Genomic DNA, 16230 nt, shown 5'->3' on the forward strand with positions numbered 1-16230 from the left:
CGCGCTCCCAAGGGGCGTTCGTGCTGTGTTTCGACGAGTGCGAGTCGGGTCGGCAAGGTGTCCGGGTGGATTGGCTCCGTGAGTCATGAAGCGCCGGATCATGTTGTCGAAGCCGAGTCCAGCTCAGGCTCCAAGGCCGGTCGGAATGCCCGCACTGGTCATGAAAGGAATACAACATGGAACTCAATGGCGCCGACATCGTCGTGCGCTGCCTAGCCGAAGAGGGCGTTGACCACGTCTTTGGCTATCCGGGCGGCGCCGTGCTGTACATCTACGACGCAATCTACAAGCAAGACAATTTCAAGCATATCCTGGTTCGGCATGAGCAGGCCGCGGTGCATGCCGCCGACGCGTACTCACGGTCCTCCGACAAGGTGGGCGTGGCGCTGGTCACCAGCGGCCCGGGGCTCACCAATGCGGTCACGGGCATTGCGACGGCCTATATGGATTCGATTCCAATGGTCATCATCAGCGGACAGGTTCCCACCCATGCCATCGGCGAGGATGCCTTCCAGGAGTGCGATACGGTGGGGATCACGCGTCCCTGCGTCAAGCACAATTTTCTGGTGCGCGATGTCAAGGATCTGGCCGAGACCATGCGCCGGGCTTTCTACATTGCCCGCACTGGGCGGCCGGGGCCGGTGCTGGTCGACATCCCCAAGGACGTCACGGTGGCGACCTGCAAATATTCGGCGCGGCGCGGCGAAGTCCGCATGCGGTCCTATGCGCCGGTGTCCAAGGGCCACCATGGGCAGATCAAGAAGGCTGTCCAGATGCTGCTTGCGGCCGAACGGCCCATGATCTACGCCGGCGGCGGCGTAGTGCTGTCGGACGCCGCCGAGGCGTTGCGCGAGCTGGTCGATCTGAGCGGGGCCCCGTGCACCACCACCCTCATGGGTCTGGGAGCGTATCCTGGCGGCGACGACAAGTTCGTGGGCATGCCAGGCATGCACGGCACCTTCGAGGCCAATATGGCCATGCAGAACTGTGATGTGCTTCTCGCGGTCGGCGCCCGTTTCGATGACCGTGTCATCGGCAATCCGCGCCACTTTTCCCAGACGCCGCGCAAAATCGTTCACATTGATATCGACCCATCGTCCATCTCCAAGCGTGTGCGGGTCGATGTGCCTATCGTCGGCAATGTGAAGGATGTGCTGCAGGACATGAATACCCTGTACACCCAGGCCAGCGCCGATGCGCAGCCTGATGCGGCACGGCTGGCCAAATGGTGGGAGCAAATCAATACGTGGCGCGCCCGGCAATGCCTGGACTATGCCCGCTCCGATACGGTAATCAAGCCCCAGTTCGTCATCGAAACGCTGTGGGAGGTCACCGGCGGCAATGCGTTTGTGACGTCGGACGTGGGCCAGCATCAGATGTGGGCGGCGCAATACTACCGCTTCAACCAGCCGCGTCGCTGGATCAACTCCGGTGGATTGGGCACCATGGGTGTGGGCCTGCCCTACGCGATGGGTGTGGAGATGGCGAATCCGGATGCCGACGTCGCCGTCATTACGGGCGAAGGCTCAATACAGATGAACATTCAGGAGCTGTCCACCTGCAGCCAGTATCATATGCATCCGAAGATACTGTGCCTGAACAACCGCTACCTGGGTATGGTGCGCCAATGGCAGGAGATCGACTACGGTTCGCGCTATTCCGAATCGTATGTGGACGCCTTGCCGGACTTCGTCAAGCTGGTCGAAAGCTATGGCCATGTGGGTTTGCGCATTGACAAGCCGGCGGACGTCGAGCCGGCCATCCGCGAAGCCTTCACCAAGCACAAGAAGCGGCTCGTTTTTCTGGACTTCATCACGGACCAGACTGAGAATGTCTGGCCCATGGTGAAGGCGGGCAAGGGCCTGACCGAAATGCTGCTCGGTTCTGAAGACCTGTAAGGAGAACACAATGAAACACGTGATTTCCATCCTTCTGGAAAACGAACCCGGCGCATTGTCTCGTGTCGTGGGCCTTTTTTCCGCGCGCGGCTACAACATCGAGACATTGACGGTGGCCCCAACCGAGGATCCGACGCTGTCGCGCATGACGATAGTCAGTGTCGGTTCGGACGACATCATCGAACAGATCACCAAGCACCTGAACCGCCTCATTGATGTGGTCAAGGTGGTGGATCTGTCCGAAGGCGCCCATATCGAACGCGAACTCATGCTGATCAAGGTGAGGGCGGTTGGCAAGGAGCGTGAAGAGGTCAAGCGCATGGCGGACATCTTCCGCGGTCGCATCATCGATGTGACCGACAAGGCATACACCATAGAGCTTACGGGCAATCAGGATAAAATTGCTGCCTTCATCGGCGCTCTCGATCGCAGTGCCATCCTGGAAACCGTGCGCACAGGCGTATCGGGCATAGGACGGGGTGAACGCGTCCTGAAACTCTAGGCGGGGCGCCGGCATTGTCGGCGCAGGGCAGGCCCGCCATGAATCCTGCAGTATCAAGAATCGAACAAGAGCAAACAACTCTCAAAAATATTGGAGCTTCCAAATGAAAGTGTATTACGACAAAGATTGCGACCTGTCCCTTATCAAGGGCAAGACTGTGGCCATCATAGGCTATGGTTCGCAAGGCCATGCCCATGCGCTCAATCTGCACGAATCCGGCGTCAATGTTGTGGTCGGACTGCGCAAGAGCGGCGCATCCTGGAAAAAGGCCGAGAATGCCGGCCTGCAAGTCAAGGAGGTGGCGGAAGCCGTCAAGGGTGCCGATCTTGTCATGATCCTGCTGCCTGACGAAAACATTGCGGAAGTCTACCGCAACCAGGTTGCCGGCAACATCAAGGCTGGCGCGGCGCTCGCATTTGCCCATGGCTTCAATATTCATTATGGGCAGGTTCAGCCGCGCGATGACATCGACGTCATCATGGTGGCACCCAAGGCGCCGGGTCACACTGTTCGCGGTACCTATAGCCAGGGCGGTGGCGTACCCTCGCTGGTCGCTGTGCACCAAGACAAGTCCGGCTCGGCTCGCGACATTGCACTGTCGTATGCATGCGCCATCGGCAGCGGCCGCGCCGGCGTCATCGAAACCAGCTTCCGCGAAGAAACCGAAACCGATCTGTTCGGCGAACAGGCTGTGCTGTGCGGCGGCACAGTGGAACTCATCAAGGCCGGTTTCGAGACGCTCGTGGAAGCGGGGTATGCGCCGGAAATGGCGTATTTCGAGTGCCTGCACGAACTCAAGCTCATTGTCGACCTTATTTATGAAGGCGGCATCGCCAATATGAATTACTCCATTTCCAATAATGCGGAGTACGGCGAGTACGAAAGCGGACCTCGCGTCGTGAATGACGCCTCCCGCGAAGCCATGCGCAAGATCCTGTCCGACATCCAGTCGGGCGTCTACGCCAAGAGCTTCATTCTGGAAAATGCGGCTGGCGCGCCGACCCTGATTTCCCGCCGTCGCATCAATGCCGAATCCCAGATAGAGCAGGTCGGCGGCAAGCTGCGCGCCATGATGCCTTGGATCGCGGCGAACAAATTGGTGGACCAAAGCAAGAACTAGCCCGCTAGGCGAGAATGCCGTTGCGGAACACCTCCTCAGGATGAGGCGGCGTTCCGGCAGGACGGCATTCTCCATTGCGCTGGGCTTTATTCTTCTTCGCGGCCCGGCATATCGACGCAGACAGAACGCTGTCGTGCTGCGTAACGATATGCCGGGCCGCATTTTCTATGTGCCGCCTGCAGACTTATATCGATAAATTACTGGAAATTATTAATTGATAATCTAAATGAAAACAATTATCATTCTGTGGTTTGTCTTTATTATCATATGGAGAGTAGAATGGCTGCCAAGGCATCGACGTGCGCAGGCCTGTGTCTGGTTTTCATCGCGGGCCATGCGTCCGCTCAGACCGCGGATCTCCCTGCGCAGCGCGCCGGCGACAGCCAGGCCGCCAGCAGCACCGCGCCTTCGGCCATCACCACTTTGTCGCCCTTGCTGGTCCAGGGGCAATTGCAAACCGAATTGCCTCCCGGCGCCACCATGACGACTCGCAGCCAACTCGACGACCGCAGTATCGAAAGCTGGGAAGACTTTGCCCGGCGCGGGGAGCCGGGTGTCAATTACAGCCGGGATTCCGAAAGCGTGAACATCCGGGGCCAGGATGGCGACCGGGTTGTCACGCGTGTGGATGGCATACGCATCCCATGGCTGGACGATGGCGCGCGCGGCGAACGGGGCGGGCTGGCCACCATCAATTTCAATACGCTCTCCAGCGTCGATCTGGTTCGTGCGGCCGGCGGGGTTCAATCCGGCTCTTTGGTAGGGTACGTCGATCTGCGTACGCTGTCCCCCTCCGACTTGCTGCGCCCGGGACACGATTTTGGTGCGCTGGTGAAAGGCAGCGCCGATACGGCTGACGACAGCCGCGGCATCGATGCGGCCCTGGCGGGTCGGGTGGGGCAGGGCGATACGAGCTGGCTGGTGCAGGCGGGCTACCGCCGCGGCCACGAATTGGAGAACATGGGCGACATGGACGGGCTGGGAAGCGACCGCGATGCGGCCGATCCGCTTCGTTTCATACAGCGCAACATTCTTGTCAAGCTACAGCACGATCTCAATCAGGAACACCGGATCGGGCTGAGTGCAGAGGCCTTCGAGCTGGAAAGCGACAGCCAGCGGCTCTTCGAGCAAGGCCCCGATACCTCCTACTATGCCGGCCAACACAACGCGTCCGAGAAGCAATCGCGCGAACGTGCCATTCTTTCCTATGACTTCCAGTCTGCGGCGTCCAAATCCGCGGTGCAAGCGGGCGAGGTCAAGGTGTACTGGCAACGCAGCAAGCTGGACGGCAGCACTGACGGCCTGCGCAAACCCGATCCGCGCGGCGATATCATGTTCGGCCCATTTCCCGCTGGCCAGGTCTATGGCTACGCGTACCCGTACGGGCCCTATGGACGCAGCAACACCGTCAAGGAAACCGGCTATGGCGCCCTCACCAGCTGGAACGGCTACCTGGATGCGGGAGCCGTGCAGCACCATTGGGCCGCAGGCGCCGAGTGGTATCACAACCGAAACGAACAGGCTTCGTCGGGCTACGACAACTGCCCCGCCTTTCTCCTGCCCAATCCGCCAATGGGGCCGCGCAGCTGCGAATTCCTGCACACCAATCAGTCGGACATGCCCGAAGCGCGCGGCCATCAATGGTCGGCATGGGCGCAGGACGAAATTTCCTGGGAGCAAGGCCGTTACGCGCTCACACCGGCGCTGCGCTACGATGCATATCGCCAATCGCCTCAGGGTGGTGGCGACTACAGCGCCAACCCCAATGCCGGCATAACCAATCTGTCGTCCAACAGCGGCCACCGCTTGTCTCCCTCCATCCTGGCCACTTACGCGCCGCGCGACACGCTTTCGTTCTATGCCCGCTACGGCTACGGCTACAAGGCTCCCTCGGCCACGCAGCTGTACATGAACTATGGCGCTCCCGGTACCTACCTGCGGGTCGGCAACCCCGAGCTGAAGGCCGAGGTCAGCCATGGCTACGAGCTGGGCGTTGACGCTGGCGACGCCGATCTGGGCGGTCATTTCAGCTTCTTCGACAACCGCTATCGCGATTACATCGACGCTGTGCCGCTTGCACCCGGATCCGATCAATGGAACCCCGCATGGGATGGCCAGTACCCATTTGGCGTCACCGCCAATATCAACCGCGCGCGGGTGCGTATCTATGGGATGGAGCTGAGCGGCCATTGGAATATTGACGAAAACTGGTTCACATGGGGCTCGTTGGCCTGGACTCACGGCCGCGATCTCAACGAAGACCGCTACCTGAATTCCGTGGCACCGCTCAAGGCCATTCTCGCGTTGGGATACCGTACGCAGCAATGGGGCGCGCAGGCCATGACGACGTTGGTGAAGGCGCGCTCGCAGGTTGCGTATCCCGATCCCGATCCCGCGGTCAACAAGCCCGATTTCCAGGCACCGGGTTACGGGGTGGTTGACCTGACGGCGTGGTGGACGCCTCCCGCTATCAAGGGCTTGCGCGTGCAGGCTGGCATGTACAATGTATTCGACAAAAAATACTGGAATGCACTGGACGTGCCAACCAACTACGCCAGGCCCATAGACTGGTACACGCAGCCCGGCCGCAGCCTGCGCCTGTCTGTATCGTATCAGTACTGAGCGCAGCCGCTCATAGGCTTCTCGTTTGAACATTATGGCAAGCATCAAGGAAATCCAGTCATGAATACAGCCACTGCACAACAGGCGCAGTCACTGCGCGAGCGTTACACCCTGATCAAGGCAGAAAACCCCAAGGCGCGAATCCGCAACGTCGCCGAACAAATGGGTGTCACCGAGCTCGAGCTGGTTGCCGCCCAGTGCGGCGATATTAAAGCGCAGCGCCTCAAGGAGCCGGCCCAGGACATCCTCAAGGAGCTTGGCGCGCTGGGGCGTGTCATGGCCCTTACGCGCAACGAATGGGCTGTGCACGAACGCCATGGGCGCTACGAAGACGTAAGGGCGGGCAAGACCATGGGCATTGCGCTTGGGCCCGATATCGATCTGCGTCTGTTTTTCTCTGTATGGAAAAGCGTATGGGCCGTTGATGATGGTGGGCGGAAGAGTCTGCAGTTCTTCGACATGGCGGGCGGCGCGCTGCATAAGGTCTACGTCACTGACGAAACCGACACGGCCGCCTACGAGGCGCTTGTTGCCCGGTTTGTCGACCCGCAGGCCGAATGGCCGGAAATTGAATCGCTGCCGCCCGTCGACGCCACGCCGGTTACCGAGGCGCCAGCCGCGCTGCGGGCAGACTGGCTTGCCATGCAGGATACCCATGAGTTCTTTGGCCTGCTCAAGAAGCATCAAGTGTCCAGGCTGACGGCATTGCGCGGCGTAGGCCCCGACCTTGCCCAGCAGATGCCCAACGATCTGGCCGAGCGCATGATCACGGACGTGGCCGGGCAATCCATCCCGTTCATGTGCTTTGTGGGCAATCGCGGCATTGTCCAGATCCATTCCGGTCCCATCGCCAAGACACTACGCACCGGGCCATGGTTCAATATTCTCGAACCGCATTTCAACCTGCATCTGAACACAGATGCCATCGACGCCACCTGGATCGTCAACCGGCCGACTTCCGATGGTTGGGTCACTTCGCTCGAGTGTTTTGCGGCCAATGGCGATCTCATCGCCCAGTTCTTCGGCGCACGCAAGCCCGGCGTGCCTGAGCTGACGAGCTGGCGCGAGCTGCTGGCGGGATACTGCACAGAGCCTCTCGCAGCGTGATGATGCAGCCCGAACGCGCCCCGCATTTCCGCCATGCCCGGCGCTGCCCGCCGATCAGCCGTGCGTCGGGCGTTGTTTCGCGCTTGCTTGGCAGGCGCATGGTCCGTGCTCTGGGGTGCTGCCTTGGCCTTGCCATCGCGGCGGCCGCCATGCCAGCCCGGTCTGGGGATGCGCTGCCCTCTGATACGCCGCAACGCGTGGTTACTCTGGGGGGCAGTGTCACGGAGATCGTATATGAGCTGGGGCAGGGCGATCGCCTGGTGGCCGTCGATGCTTCCAGCCTTTATCCGGAAGAAGCGACGGCCTTGCCCCAGGTTGGCTACTACCGCACCGTGCCGCTTGAAGGCGTGCTGTCCGTCAAGCCCGATCTCGTACTCGCGTCCGAGAACGCGGGCCCGCCGGAGGTGCTGCAGCGCCTGCAGTCCCTGGGGATCACGCTGTCGCAGGTATCGGACGGCCCTTCGCTCGACTCTCTGTATAAACGGATCGATCAGGTTGCCGGGGCGCTGCATGTGCCTGAGCAAGGGCAGGCCCTGTCGCGGCAGATACGCCAAGCGGTTCAAGCCGCCAGTCAGGCTGATGTGCCGTCCTTGCGCGCAGTGGTCATTGTGAATCGCACGGGACCCTTCATGGCGGCGGGCGAGGGCACCGCCGCCGGCGCCATGCTGGCGCTGGCCGGCCTGACGAACGCCGCGGCGGGACACAAGGGCTACAAGCCGCTATCGGCCGAAGGCATGGCGGCCCTGCAGCCGGACATGATCATCACCACCACGACGTCCGCGCAAGGCATGGGCGGGCTGGACGCCGTTCGTGCCAAGGCCGGCATTGCCATGACACCCGCGGCCCGGTCAGGCCGCGTCATCGCCATGGACGATCTGCTCATTCTGGGAATAGGGCCGCGCGTAGCCCAGGCCATTGCGCAGCTCAAGCAGGCTGCCATGCGCTAAGGCAACCGGATACGCCCAGTCATCATGTTTTCAGCCAGTCGCAAACTGCCCCCCCAGCCTCTGCTGCTTGTGCTTGCAGCCTGTCTGGTCCTGGCGTTGTTGGCGGCCAGCGCAGGCGGGGCCGTGTCGATTCCCTGGCACAGCTTTCCGCGTTTGCTGCTCGGCCCGCTGCAGCCCGATGATCAGCTGCTGCACAACGTGCTCGTCGACATTCGTCTGCCACGCGTGCTCTTCAGCTCGTTGACCGGGGCCGCATTGGCCATCACGGGCGCGGCCATCCAGGCGCTGTTTCGCAATCCGCTTGCCGAGCCAGGCCTGGTGGGCATATCAGCCGGCGCGGCCCTGGGTGCGGTTTTTGCCATCGTCATCACTGCGGGCGGATATCTCGCCATTGCGTCGGCCGCCTTCACCGGCAGCCTGCTGGCCACGCTGCTCGCTTACGCAATCGGACGGCGCTACACCGGCGTTGCCGGCATTCTGCTTGCGGGCATTGCCATCAACACCGTATGCGGCAGCATCATCGGCGTGCTCACCTATATTGCCAACGATGCGCAACTGCGCGATCTGACCTTCTGGAGCATGGGCAGTCTGGCGGGGGCCAGTTGGCGCGTGCTTATCTGGACAGGGCCATGGACGGCGTTGCTGCTTGTTTATCTATGCCGCCAATGGCGCGTGCTCAATGCACTGCTGTTGGGAGAACGCGAGGCTGCGCACCTGGGTTTTGCGCTCAAGTCCATACGGCGCAAGTTGATCGTCGCCATTGCGCTTGTCATCGGTCCGCTGGTGGCGGTCACCGGAGGCATAGGCTTTGTCGGGCTGGTCGTGCCGCATGTTATGCGCATGATGCTTGGCGCGCACCATCGCTTTCTTCTTCCCGCGTCCATTCTGGGCGGCGCGCTGGTTCTTACGCTGGCCGACTGGCTTGCGCGTGTGCTGATCAGCCCGGCCGAACTACCCATAGGGCTGGTGACCAGCCTGGTGGGGGGGCCATTTTTCTTCTGGCTGCTGCTGCGCGGCAGGGCGGCCATCTAGGCGGGCCATGAGCAAGACTTTCGATATTCCCGCTGACGACGCCATTGGTGCGCTGACTGTGTCGGCACATCGCGCAGCGCGAGCCATACTCAGGCAGGCTACGCTGCGCATCCAGCCCGGAGAGGTCGTCAGCCTTCTGGGAGCGAACGGCGCGGGCAAATCCACGCTGCTTGCCTTGCTGGCCGGCGAGCTGCAGCCAGACGCATCGACCGGCCCACCTTTTCTCAACGGCAGGGCGCTGAGCAGCCTGCATGCCGGCGAACAGGCGCGTGCCCGGGCAGTGCTGCCGCAGCGGCCCGAACTGTCCTTTGATTTCGATGTGGGCGAGGTCGTGGCCATGGGCGCCTACCCCTTTCCTGAGTGCGGCCAGGCCGACACGCATGGATTGGTTGTCCGCGCACTGGAACTGGCCGATGTATCCCATCTTGCGCAGCGGCGCTATCTTGAACTGTCAGGCGGAGAGCAGCAGCGCGTGCATTTCGCGCGCGTGATTCTGCAGGTTCTGTGTCTGCGCGACAGCGACCCGTCTGGCCGCTACCTCCTGCTGGACGAACCCACGGCCAGCCTCGATCCCATGCATCAGCATGGATTGCTGCGCGCCGCACGGTCGCTTGCCGCCAGCCAAGGCCTGGGCGTCCTGCTCATTCTGCATGACGTGAACCTGGCTGCACTCTGGAGCGATCGCATTGCGCTGCTGGCGGATGGCACGGTATTTGCCTGTGCTGATCCGAGTACAGTGCTGACGCCGGAGAACCTGCGTCGGGTATATGGCCTGGACGTGCATGTGATGGATCATCCCTTGCGCCCCGGCAAGCCGCTGATCGTCTTCGGCTAGGCAGGTTTCGATCAGGAAGCGGCATTATTTCGGTTATCCTTCGTCTTACGATGAATATACCTCCCTATCCCCATCCTGTTATCGCCCGTGAGGGCTGGCCTTTTCTGGCCGGCATTGTCGCAGTGTCGATACTCGTCAGCTTCTGGTCGGGGCTGGCATCCATCCCGCTCTGGCTGCTGTCATTATTTGTCTTGCAGTTCTTTCGCGATCCGGCACGCACCGCGCCCGACGGTGAAAACATTGTTATTGCGCCCGCCGACGGCCGCATCGTCGCGGTCGAAGAGGTACGCGATCCATACGCCGAACGCGATGCGATCAAGGTCAGCGTGTTCATGAATGTATTCAACGTGCATTCCAATCGTTCGCCGGTCAACGGCACGGTCAGCGCGATGTCATATTTTGCCGGCCAGTTCTTCAATGCTTCGCTGGACAAGGCTTCTCTGGAAAACGAGCGCAATGCCATGGTTCTGCAGACGGCGCAGGGGCATGTCGTTACCTGCGTGCAGGTGGCTGGCCTCGTGGCCAAGCGCATACTATGCTATGTCAATACGGGCGACACGCTCTATGCAGGCCAGCGTTACGGCTTCATCCGCTTTGGGTCGCGTGTCGATGTCTATCTTCCGCCAGGATCGCGGCCCCGCGTGGCCATCGGCGACAAGGTCCAGGCAACCAGCACAGTGCTGGCTGAGTTGCCCGCTGGTGTTCCTGGCAACAGCGAGTAGGCCCATGAACGACAATCACGCCATGTCTCCTGACGAAACGCGCCGCCGGCGCAGCATCTACCTGCTGCCCAATGCCTTTACCACGGCCAATCTGTTCGCGGGCTTCTACGCCATCGTCCAGTCCATGAATGGGCGCTTCGAGATCGCCGCCATTGCCATTTTCCTGGCCATGGTGTTCGATGGCATGGATGGCCGTGTGGCGCGGCTTACCAACACGCAATCCGCTTTCGGCGAGCAATACGACTCCATGTCCGACATGGTGTCGTTCGGCATTGCACCGGCGCTGGTCATGTACGAGTGGGCGTTGCAGGACCTCGGGAGATGGGGCTGGCTCGCCGCGTTTATCTATGTGGTAGGGGCTGCGCTGCGCCTGGCCCGATTCAATATCAATATCGGTGTGGTCGACAAGCGGTTCTTCCAGGGGCTCCCGAGCCCAGCTGCGGCCGCGCTCGTGGCGGGCCTGCTGTGGCTGTCCGTGGATAACAAGCTGCTTTTCTCTCCTGCCGCGCTGACATGGCTGGCCTTCGTCTTCACGGTCTATGCCGGCGTGTGCATGGTGTCGAACGCGCCCTTCTACAGTGGCAAGACTTTTGCGCTCGGACGCAGCGTGCCTTTCTGGGTCATTCTTGTGGTGGTGGCGGTCTTCGTATTCGTGTCCAGCGATCCGCCCATAGTGCTGTTCGGCCTGTTTGTCGTTTATGGACTGTCGGGCTGGGGCATCATGTTCTGGCGCTGGCGGCGCGCCCGCGAACTGACGCGCAAGCGCCATAGCGCAGCTGAAGAGGAATCCACACCCGAGGAACCGTCACTGGGCACGCCGGGCAGTTATCAATCACCCGAGTTGGGTGGGCACTCCGACCGCCACGCCCCGCCTCCTCCACCCGCGCATTAGTCGCAGGCCATGTTCTGGGCGCGCTTGCGCCAGATCTGTTCCGACTGCTAATTGATCCAGAAATTATCGTGATCCTCGAACATGGGATCGGGGCCAGGGTGAAATCGCGTGACCTGCTTTCCATCCGTGCCGAAATACACATACATCAATGAATTCCATACGCCGGCCTGCTTGTATCGGTAGCTCCAGACAATTTTTGTGTTTGACGGCAGGCCGACTGAATCGATAATGGCCGGTGGCCCGAATTCGCAGCGCACCTGTTCGGGCGTCCATGTGCCGGTGGCGAGCGCGTTGAAGTGCTGATCCGTCAGGATCTGCTCTATGCGGTCGATATTGCCGCTGGCATCGACATGGGTGCCCCAGGCGTATTGGCCTAGCGGCTGCTGGGTCCAGACAAGGCGCTTTGTGCCATCGGGGCCCGGGCAGCCGAGGTCTGGTTGCCCGAACCTGGCTTCGACAGTGGACAAGGCGGAGCCAGGCGGTGTTTCGGCCATATTGGCGCAGGCCGAAAGCAAGCTGGCCAGTGCCGCGCAGGCACAGGTGCGGGCCAGACGAGAGAGCGGACTGGGTTTCATTGACAGGGGCCTCCGACCACAACAGTGGCTTTCCGGTATAATGCTTCTTTTCCTGACGCGCAGGGTCTGTTTTCGCACCCATCAGCCGTACAGGGAAATATTCAATCATTGTAGTTTGTTTTAACCACGTCACGTCAGGGCGCCTCGGCCCTGGCGCCAGTCAAAGAGGATCATTCAATGTCCGTTTCCGACATCAACAAGTCCGACATCGTCGCACAGTATCAACGCGCCCAGGGAGACACAGGCTCCCCAGAGGTTCAGGTGGCGCTGCTAACAGCCCGCATCAACGAACTTACCGGCCATTTCCGCGCACACATGAAAGACCACCATTCGCGTCGTGGCTTGCTGCGCATGGTCAGCCGCCGCCGCAAGCTGCTTGACTACCTGAAGGGCCGCAATCCCGATTCATACCGTTCGCTCATCGAAAAGCTCGGTCTGCGTAAGTGATACCCGGGGTTCACTCCCCGCGCTGGAACCGTGGACACTGCGATCATTTCGTGGTGTGCACGGTTTTTTTATTGTAAGGATATTCCTCAATGTTTAATAAAGTGAGCAAATCGTTTCAGTACGGTCAGCACACGGTTGTTCTGGAAACCGGCGAGATCGCTCGCCAGGCCTCGGGCGCCGTGCTGGTAACGATCGATGACACCGTCATTCTGGCCACCGTCGTGGCAGCCAAAACACCTAGGCCCGGACAAGATTTCTTTCCTCTGACTGTCGATTATGTCGAGAAGACCTATGCCGCCGGCCGCATTCCCGGCGGTTTCTTCAAGCGTGAAGGCAAGCCCTCTGAAAAAGAGACGCTGACCTGCCGCCTGATCGACCGGCCTCTGCGTCCTCTGTTTCCCGAGGGCTTCTACAACGATGTCCAGGTCATCATCCATACGGTGTCCGTCAATCCCGAAGTCGATCCCGACATTCCGGCCATGATCGGCGCATCCGCGGCGCTGGCCATATCGGGTATCCCGTTCAACGGGCCCATCGGCGCTGCGCGCGTTGGCTATATCGATGGCCAGTACGTGCTTAACCCCACGACCACGCAATTGAAGTCCTCGTCCATGGACCTGGTGGTGGCTGGTACCGAGGGCGCCGTGCTGATGGTCGAGTCCGAGGCCAAGCAACTGCCCGAAGACGTCATGCTGGGCGGCGTGGTATTTGGCCACGAGCAAATGCAGGCCGCCATCAATGCCATTCATGACCTGGTTGCCGAAGCGGGCAAGCCCGAGTGGGACTGGGCGCCGCCCGCCCGCAACGAGGCGCTGAGCACCGCCGTGGCGGCTGCCGCGCTGGATGGGCTGAAGGAAGCCTACCAGATTCGCCAAAAGCAGGAGCGCACTGCCCGCCTGCGCACTGTCTATGCCGACGTCAAGTCGCGCCTGGCCGATCATGCTGCCGCCAAAGGCGACAATCCGCCCGACAGTGTCGAAGTCGAAAACATACTGTTCGACCTTGAGGCCCAGATCGTGCGCGGCCAGATCCTGAACGGCGAGCCCCGTATCGACGGTCGCGACACCCGTACGGTGCGTCCCATCAGCATTAGGCTCGGCGTTCTTCCGCGTGCGCATGGCAGCGCGCTGTTCACGCGCGGTGAGACCCAGGCGCTGGTTGTGGCTACGCTGGGTACGAAGCAGGATGAACAGATCATCGATTCCATCATGGGCGAGCATCGCGACCGCTTCATGCTGCACTACAACATGCCTCCGTTCGCCACCGGTGAAACCGGTCGTTTCGGTGCGCCCAAGCGCCGCGAGATCGGCCATGGCCGACTTGCCAAGCGTGCACTGATTTCCTTGCTGCCCGAGCCGGCCGACTTCCAGTACACCATCCGCGTGGTGTCGGAAATCACCGAGTCCAATGGCTCCTCATCCATGGCTTCGGTTTGCGGCGGCTCACTGGCCATGATGGACGCTGGCGTGCCCGTTGGCGATCATGTCGCAGGCGTGGCCATGGGCCTCATCAAGGACGGCGGGAAATTCGCCGTACTGACCGACATTCTGGGCGATGAAGATCACCTGGGCGACATGGACTTCAAGGTGGCGGGCACCGTCAACGGCATCACGGCCCTGCAAATGGATATCAAGATTCAGGGCATCACCAAGGAAATCATGCAGGTGGCCCTGGCTCAGGCCAAGGAAGGACGCCTGCATATCCTGGGCAAGATGAAGGAATCCCTGGACGGATCGCGCACCGAGTTGTCCGAATTCGCGCCGCGCATGCTCACGGTGAAGATCAACCCCGAGAAGATCCGTGACGTCATCGGCAAGGGTGGCGCAACCATACGCGCCCTTACCGAGGAAACCGGCACGCAGATCGACATTGGCGACGATGGAACCATTACCATCTCCAGCGCCGATCTGGACCGCGCCCGCGAGGCCGAGCGCCGTATCAAGGAGCTGACAGCTGATGTAGAAGTGGGGCAGGAGTACGAAGGCCCCGTCCTGCGCCTGCTCGATTTTGGTGCCATTGTCCAGGTTCTGCCCGGGCGCGACGGCCTGCTGCACATTTCTGAAATCGCCAACTATCGTATCGCCAATATCAATGACGTGCTGAAGGTAGGCCAGACTGTGCGCATCAAGGTCATCGAGGCCGACGACAAGGGCCGCCTGCGCCTGTCCATGAAGGCTATCGGCGGTATCGAAGCCCAGGGTGGGCCGCAAGGCCCGGCAGCGGCATCGGATGCCTGATACGCTACATAAGCATTGAGCCTGTCAAGGGGAGCCAATGGCTCCCCTTTTTCTTGCCGTGGCTCTTTGTCAGTCTGCGTATTGATTGCAAGAATCCTCGCCATACATACCGCGCGCGCTTGCGTGCGGTATGGCGCGGTGGGCGAACAAGCCGGGCCAGCACGGCGGCGACCTGGATGATATATGTGTTTTATATATAAACATAATAAAAAAATCGAATGATAGATATATCCGGCATGAGAGAATGAGTACATACCCTGATTTGAATGCTTGCTACGGTGTTGCCATGAGATTTCTTTTTTCCATTGCCGCTATCGCGGTTGCCACAATGCTGCCGGGCATGGCGGCGTACGCCGGCGTGCAGCCGCTGCTCACGCCGGCCCAGCTTGATGCCGTTCGCGATGACGCGTCGGTGCGCATCATCGATATCCGGCCCGCGGCCGACTACAGCGCAAGTCACATTCCGGGCGCGGTCTCGGCACCGTATTCGCAATGGCGGGGCCCGGCCAACAGTCCCGGGCAATTGTTGCCTGTCGAGAAGTTCACGGCGCTTGCACGTAGCCTGGGTCTGAGTGCCAACACACATGCGATAGTTGTATCGTCGGGCGCAAACGCCACAGATTTTGGCGGATCGGCACGGGTTTACTGGACGCTCAAGTACCTGGGCATGAGTAATCTTTCCATTCTCAATGGCGGTGTGAAAGCCTGGGTGGATGCGGGGTTGCCGCAAGACCAGGCCGTACCCGTCGTTCAGCCCAGCCAGTACAAACCCACGTTGAACAAAAATTTGGTCGCGCTTAAGAACGACGTGCTTGCGCAGGTGGACAACCCCAGCGTCAGGTTGGTCGACGCACGGCCCGCCAAGTTCTTCGAAGGCCAGGCCAAGGCACCCACCGCCAAAGTGCCCGGCACCATCCGCAACGCGGTGAATCTTGCGCACGATTCATGGTTCAAGCCGGGTACGTCGATTTTTGTATCGCAGGAGGAGGCCAGAAAAATCGCCAGCGAGCGTTTTTCCGAACCCGCTGAAGAAACCATTTCCTTTTGCAATACCGGTCACTGGGCTTCCACAGACTGGTTTGCATTGTCAGAAGTGGTTGGGCAGCCGAATGTCAGGCTTTATCCCGCGTCGCTGGCTGAGTGGACCCAGTCGGAGAAGGCGCTGCCCATGGACAATACACCTGGGCGCGGCGAACAAATCCTGGATACGCTCAAGTCGCTGTTGGGCAGCAAATCCTGACACCGCTTGAGGGCGGAGTGCCGGCCGGGCACGCGGTTGTGCGGCCAGCCGGCA

14 protein-coding genes are annotated in these 16230 nt (G+C 60.8%); 13 read left to right on the plus strand and 1 reads right to left on the minus strand.

The window, feature by feature from the left end; genetic code table 11:
- Nucleotides 1-176 precede the first annotated feature (176 nt).
- The 10 genes from ERD78_RS19050 to pssA all read left to right on the plus strand — a co-directional run bounded on the left by ERD78_RS19050 (nt 177) and on the right by pssA (nt 11677).
- Nucleotides 177-1898 carry an acetolactate synthase 3 catalytic subunit gene (locus tag ERD78_RS19050; RefSeq protein WP_129971489.1) on the plus strand — a complete coding sequence of 574 codons (1722 nt, stop codon included), beginning with the start codon at nt 177-179 and terminating at the stop codon, nt 1896-1898.
- Nucleotides 1899-1908: 10 nt separating this feature from the next.
- Nucleotides 1909-2400, plus strand: coding sequence for an acetolactate synthase small subunit (ilvN, locus tag ERD78_RS19055; protein WP_129971490.1), 492 nt, complete (start codon nt 1909-1911; stop codon nt 2398-2400).
- Nucleotides 2401-2503: 103 nt separating this feature from the next.
- Nucleotides 2504-3520: a ketol-acid reductoisomerase gene (gene ilvC, locus ERD78_RS19060; protein ID WP_129971491.1), complete on the plus strand. Its 1017-nt coding sequence runs from the start codon at nt 2504-2506 to the stop codon at nt 3518-3520.
- Nucleotides 3521-3799: 279 nt separating this feature from the next.
- Nucleotides 3800-6142, plus strand: coding sequence for a TonB-dependent hemoglobin/transferrin/lactoferrin family receptor (locus ERD78_RS19065; RefSeq protein WP_167668995.1), 2343 nt, complete (start codon nt 3800-3802; stop codon nt 6140-6142).
- A 60-nt stretch (nt 6143-6202) separates the two neighbouring features.
- Nucleotides 6203-7249 carry a hemin-degrading factor gene (locus tag ERD78_RS19070; RefSeq protein ID WP_129971493.1) on the plus strand — a complete coding sequence of 349 codons (1047 nt, stop codon included), beginning with the start codon at nt 6203-6205 and terminating at the stop codon, nt 7247-7249.
- Nucleotides 7250-7347: 98 nt separating this feature from the next.
- Nucleotides 7348-8196, plus strand: coding sequence for a heme/hemin ABC transporter substrate-binding protein (locus tag ERD78_RS19075; RefSeq protein WP_129971559.1), 849 nt, complete (start codon nt 7348-7350; stop codon nt 8194-8196).
- A gap of 24 nt (nt 8197-8220) precedes the next feature.
- On the plus strand, nt 8221-9228 hold the full coding sequence (locus tag ERD78_RS19080; protein WP_129971494.1) for a FecCD family ABC transporter permease: 1008 nt from the start codon (nt 8221-8223) through the stop codon (nt 9226-9228).
- A 7-nt stretch (nt 9229-9235) separates the two neighbouring features.
- Nucleotides 9236-10063, plus strand: a complete 828-nt coding sequence (locus ERD78_RS19085) for a heme ABC transporter ATP-binding protein (protein WP_129971495.1) — start codon at nt 9236-9238, stop codon at nt 10061-10063.
- Between the two features lie 50 nt (nt 10064-10113).
- A complete protein-coding gene (locus tag ERD78_RS19090; protein ID WP_129971496.1) occupies nt 10114-10785 on the plus strand; it encodes a phosphatidylserine decarboxylase in 672 nt (223 codons plus the stop codon).
- A 4-nt stretch (nt 10786-10789) separates the two neighbouring features.
- Nucleotides 10790-11677: a CDP-diacylglycerol--serine O-phosphatidyltransferase gene (pssA, locus tag ERD78_RS19095; RefSeq protein WP_245152542.1), complete on the plus strand. Its 888-nt coding sequence runs from the start codon at nt 10790-10792 to the stop codon at nt 11675-11677.
- Between the two features lie 47 nt (nt 11678-11724).
- On the opposite strand, the gene ERD78_RS19100 is transcribed toward pssA, so the two are convergent.
- Complete coding sequence (locus tag ERD78_RS19100; protein WP_129971497.1) at nt 11725-12252, minus strand: hypothetical protein; 528 nt, start codon at nt 12250-12252, stop codon at nt 11725-11727.
- Between the two features lie 177 nt (nt 12253-12429).
- On the opposite strand from ERD78_RS19100, the gene rpsO reads away from it, so the two are divergent.
- The 3 genes from rpsO (at nt 12430) to ERD78_RS19115 (ending at nt 16176) form a co-directional block, all read left to right on the plus strand.
- A complete protein-coding gene (rpsO, locus tag ERD78_RS19105; RefSeq protein WP_129971498.1) occupies nt 12430-12699 on the plus strand; it encodes a 30S ribosomal protein S15 in 270 nt (89 codons plus the stop codon).
- 89 nt (nt 12700-12788) lie between these two features.
- Nucleotides 12789-14936: a polyribonucleotide nucleotidyltransferase gene (gene pnp / locus ERD78_RS19110; protein ID WP_129971499.1), complete on the plus strand. Its 2148-nt coding sequence runs from the start codon at nt 12789-12791 to the stop codon at nt 14934-14936.
- 286 nt (nt 14937-15222) lie between these two features.
- Nucleotides 15223-16176: a sulfurtransferase gene (locus tag ERD78_RS19115; protein ID WP_129971500.1), complete on the plus strand. Its 954-nt coding sequence runs from the start codon at nt 15223-15225 to the stop codon at nt 16174-16176.
- Nucleotides 16177-16230 lie beyond the last annotated feature (54 nt).

This window comes from Allopusillimonas soli (assembly GCF_004153445.1).
GTDB lineage: Bacteria > Pseudomonadota > Gammaproteobacteria > Burkholderiales > Burkholderiaceae_B > Allopusillimonas > Allopusillimonas soli.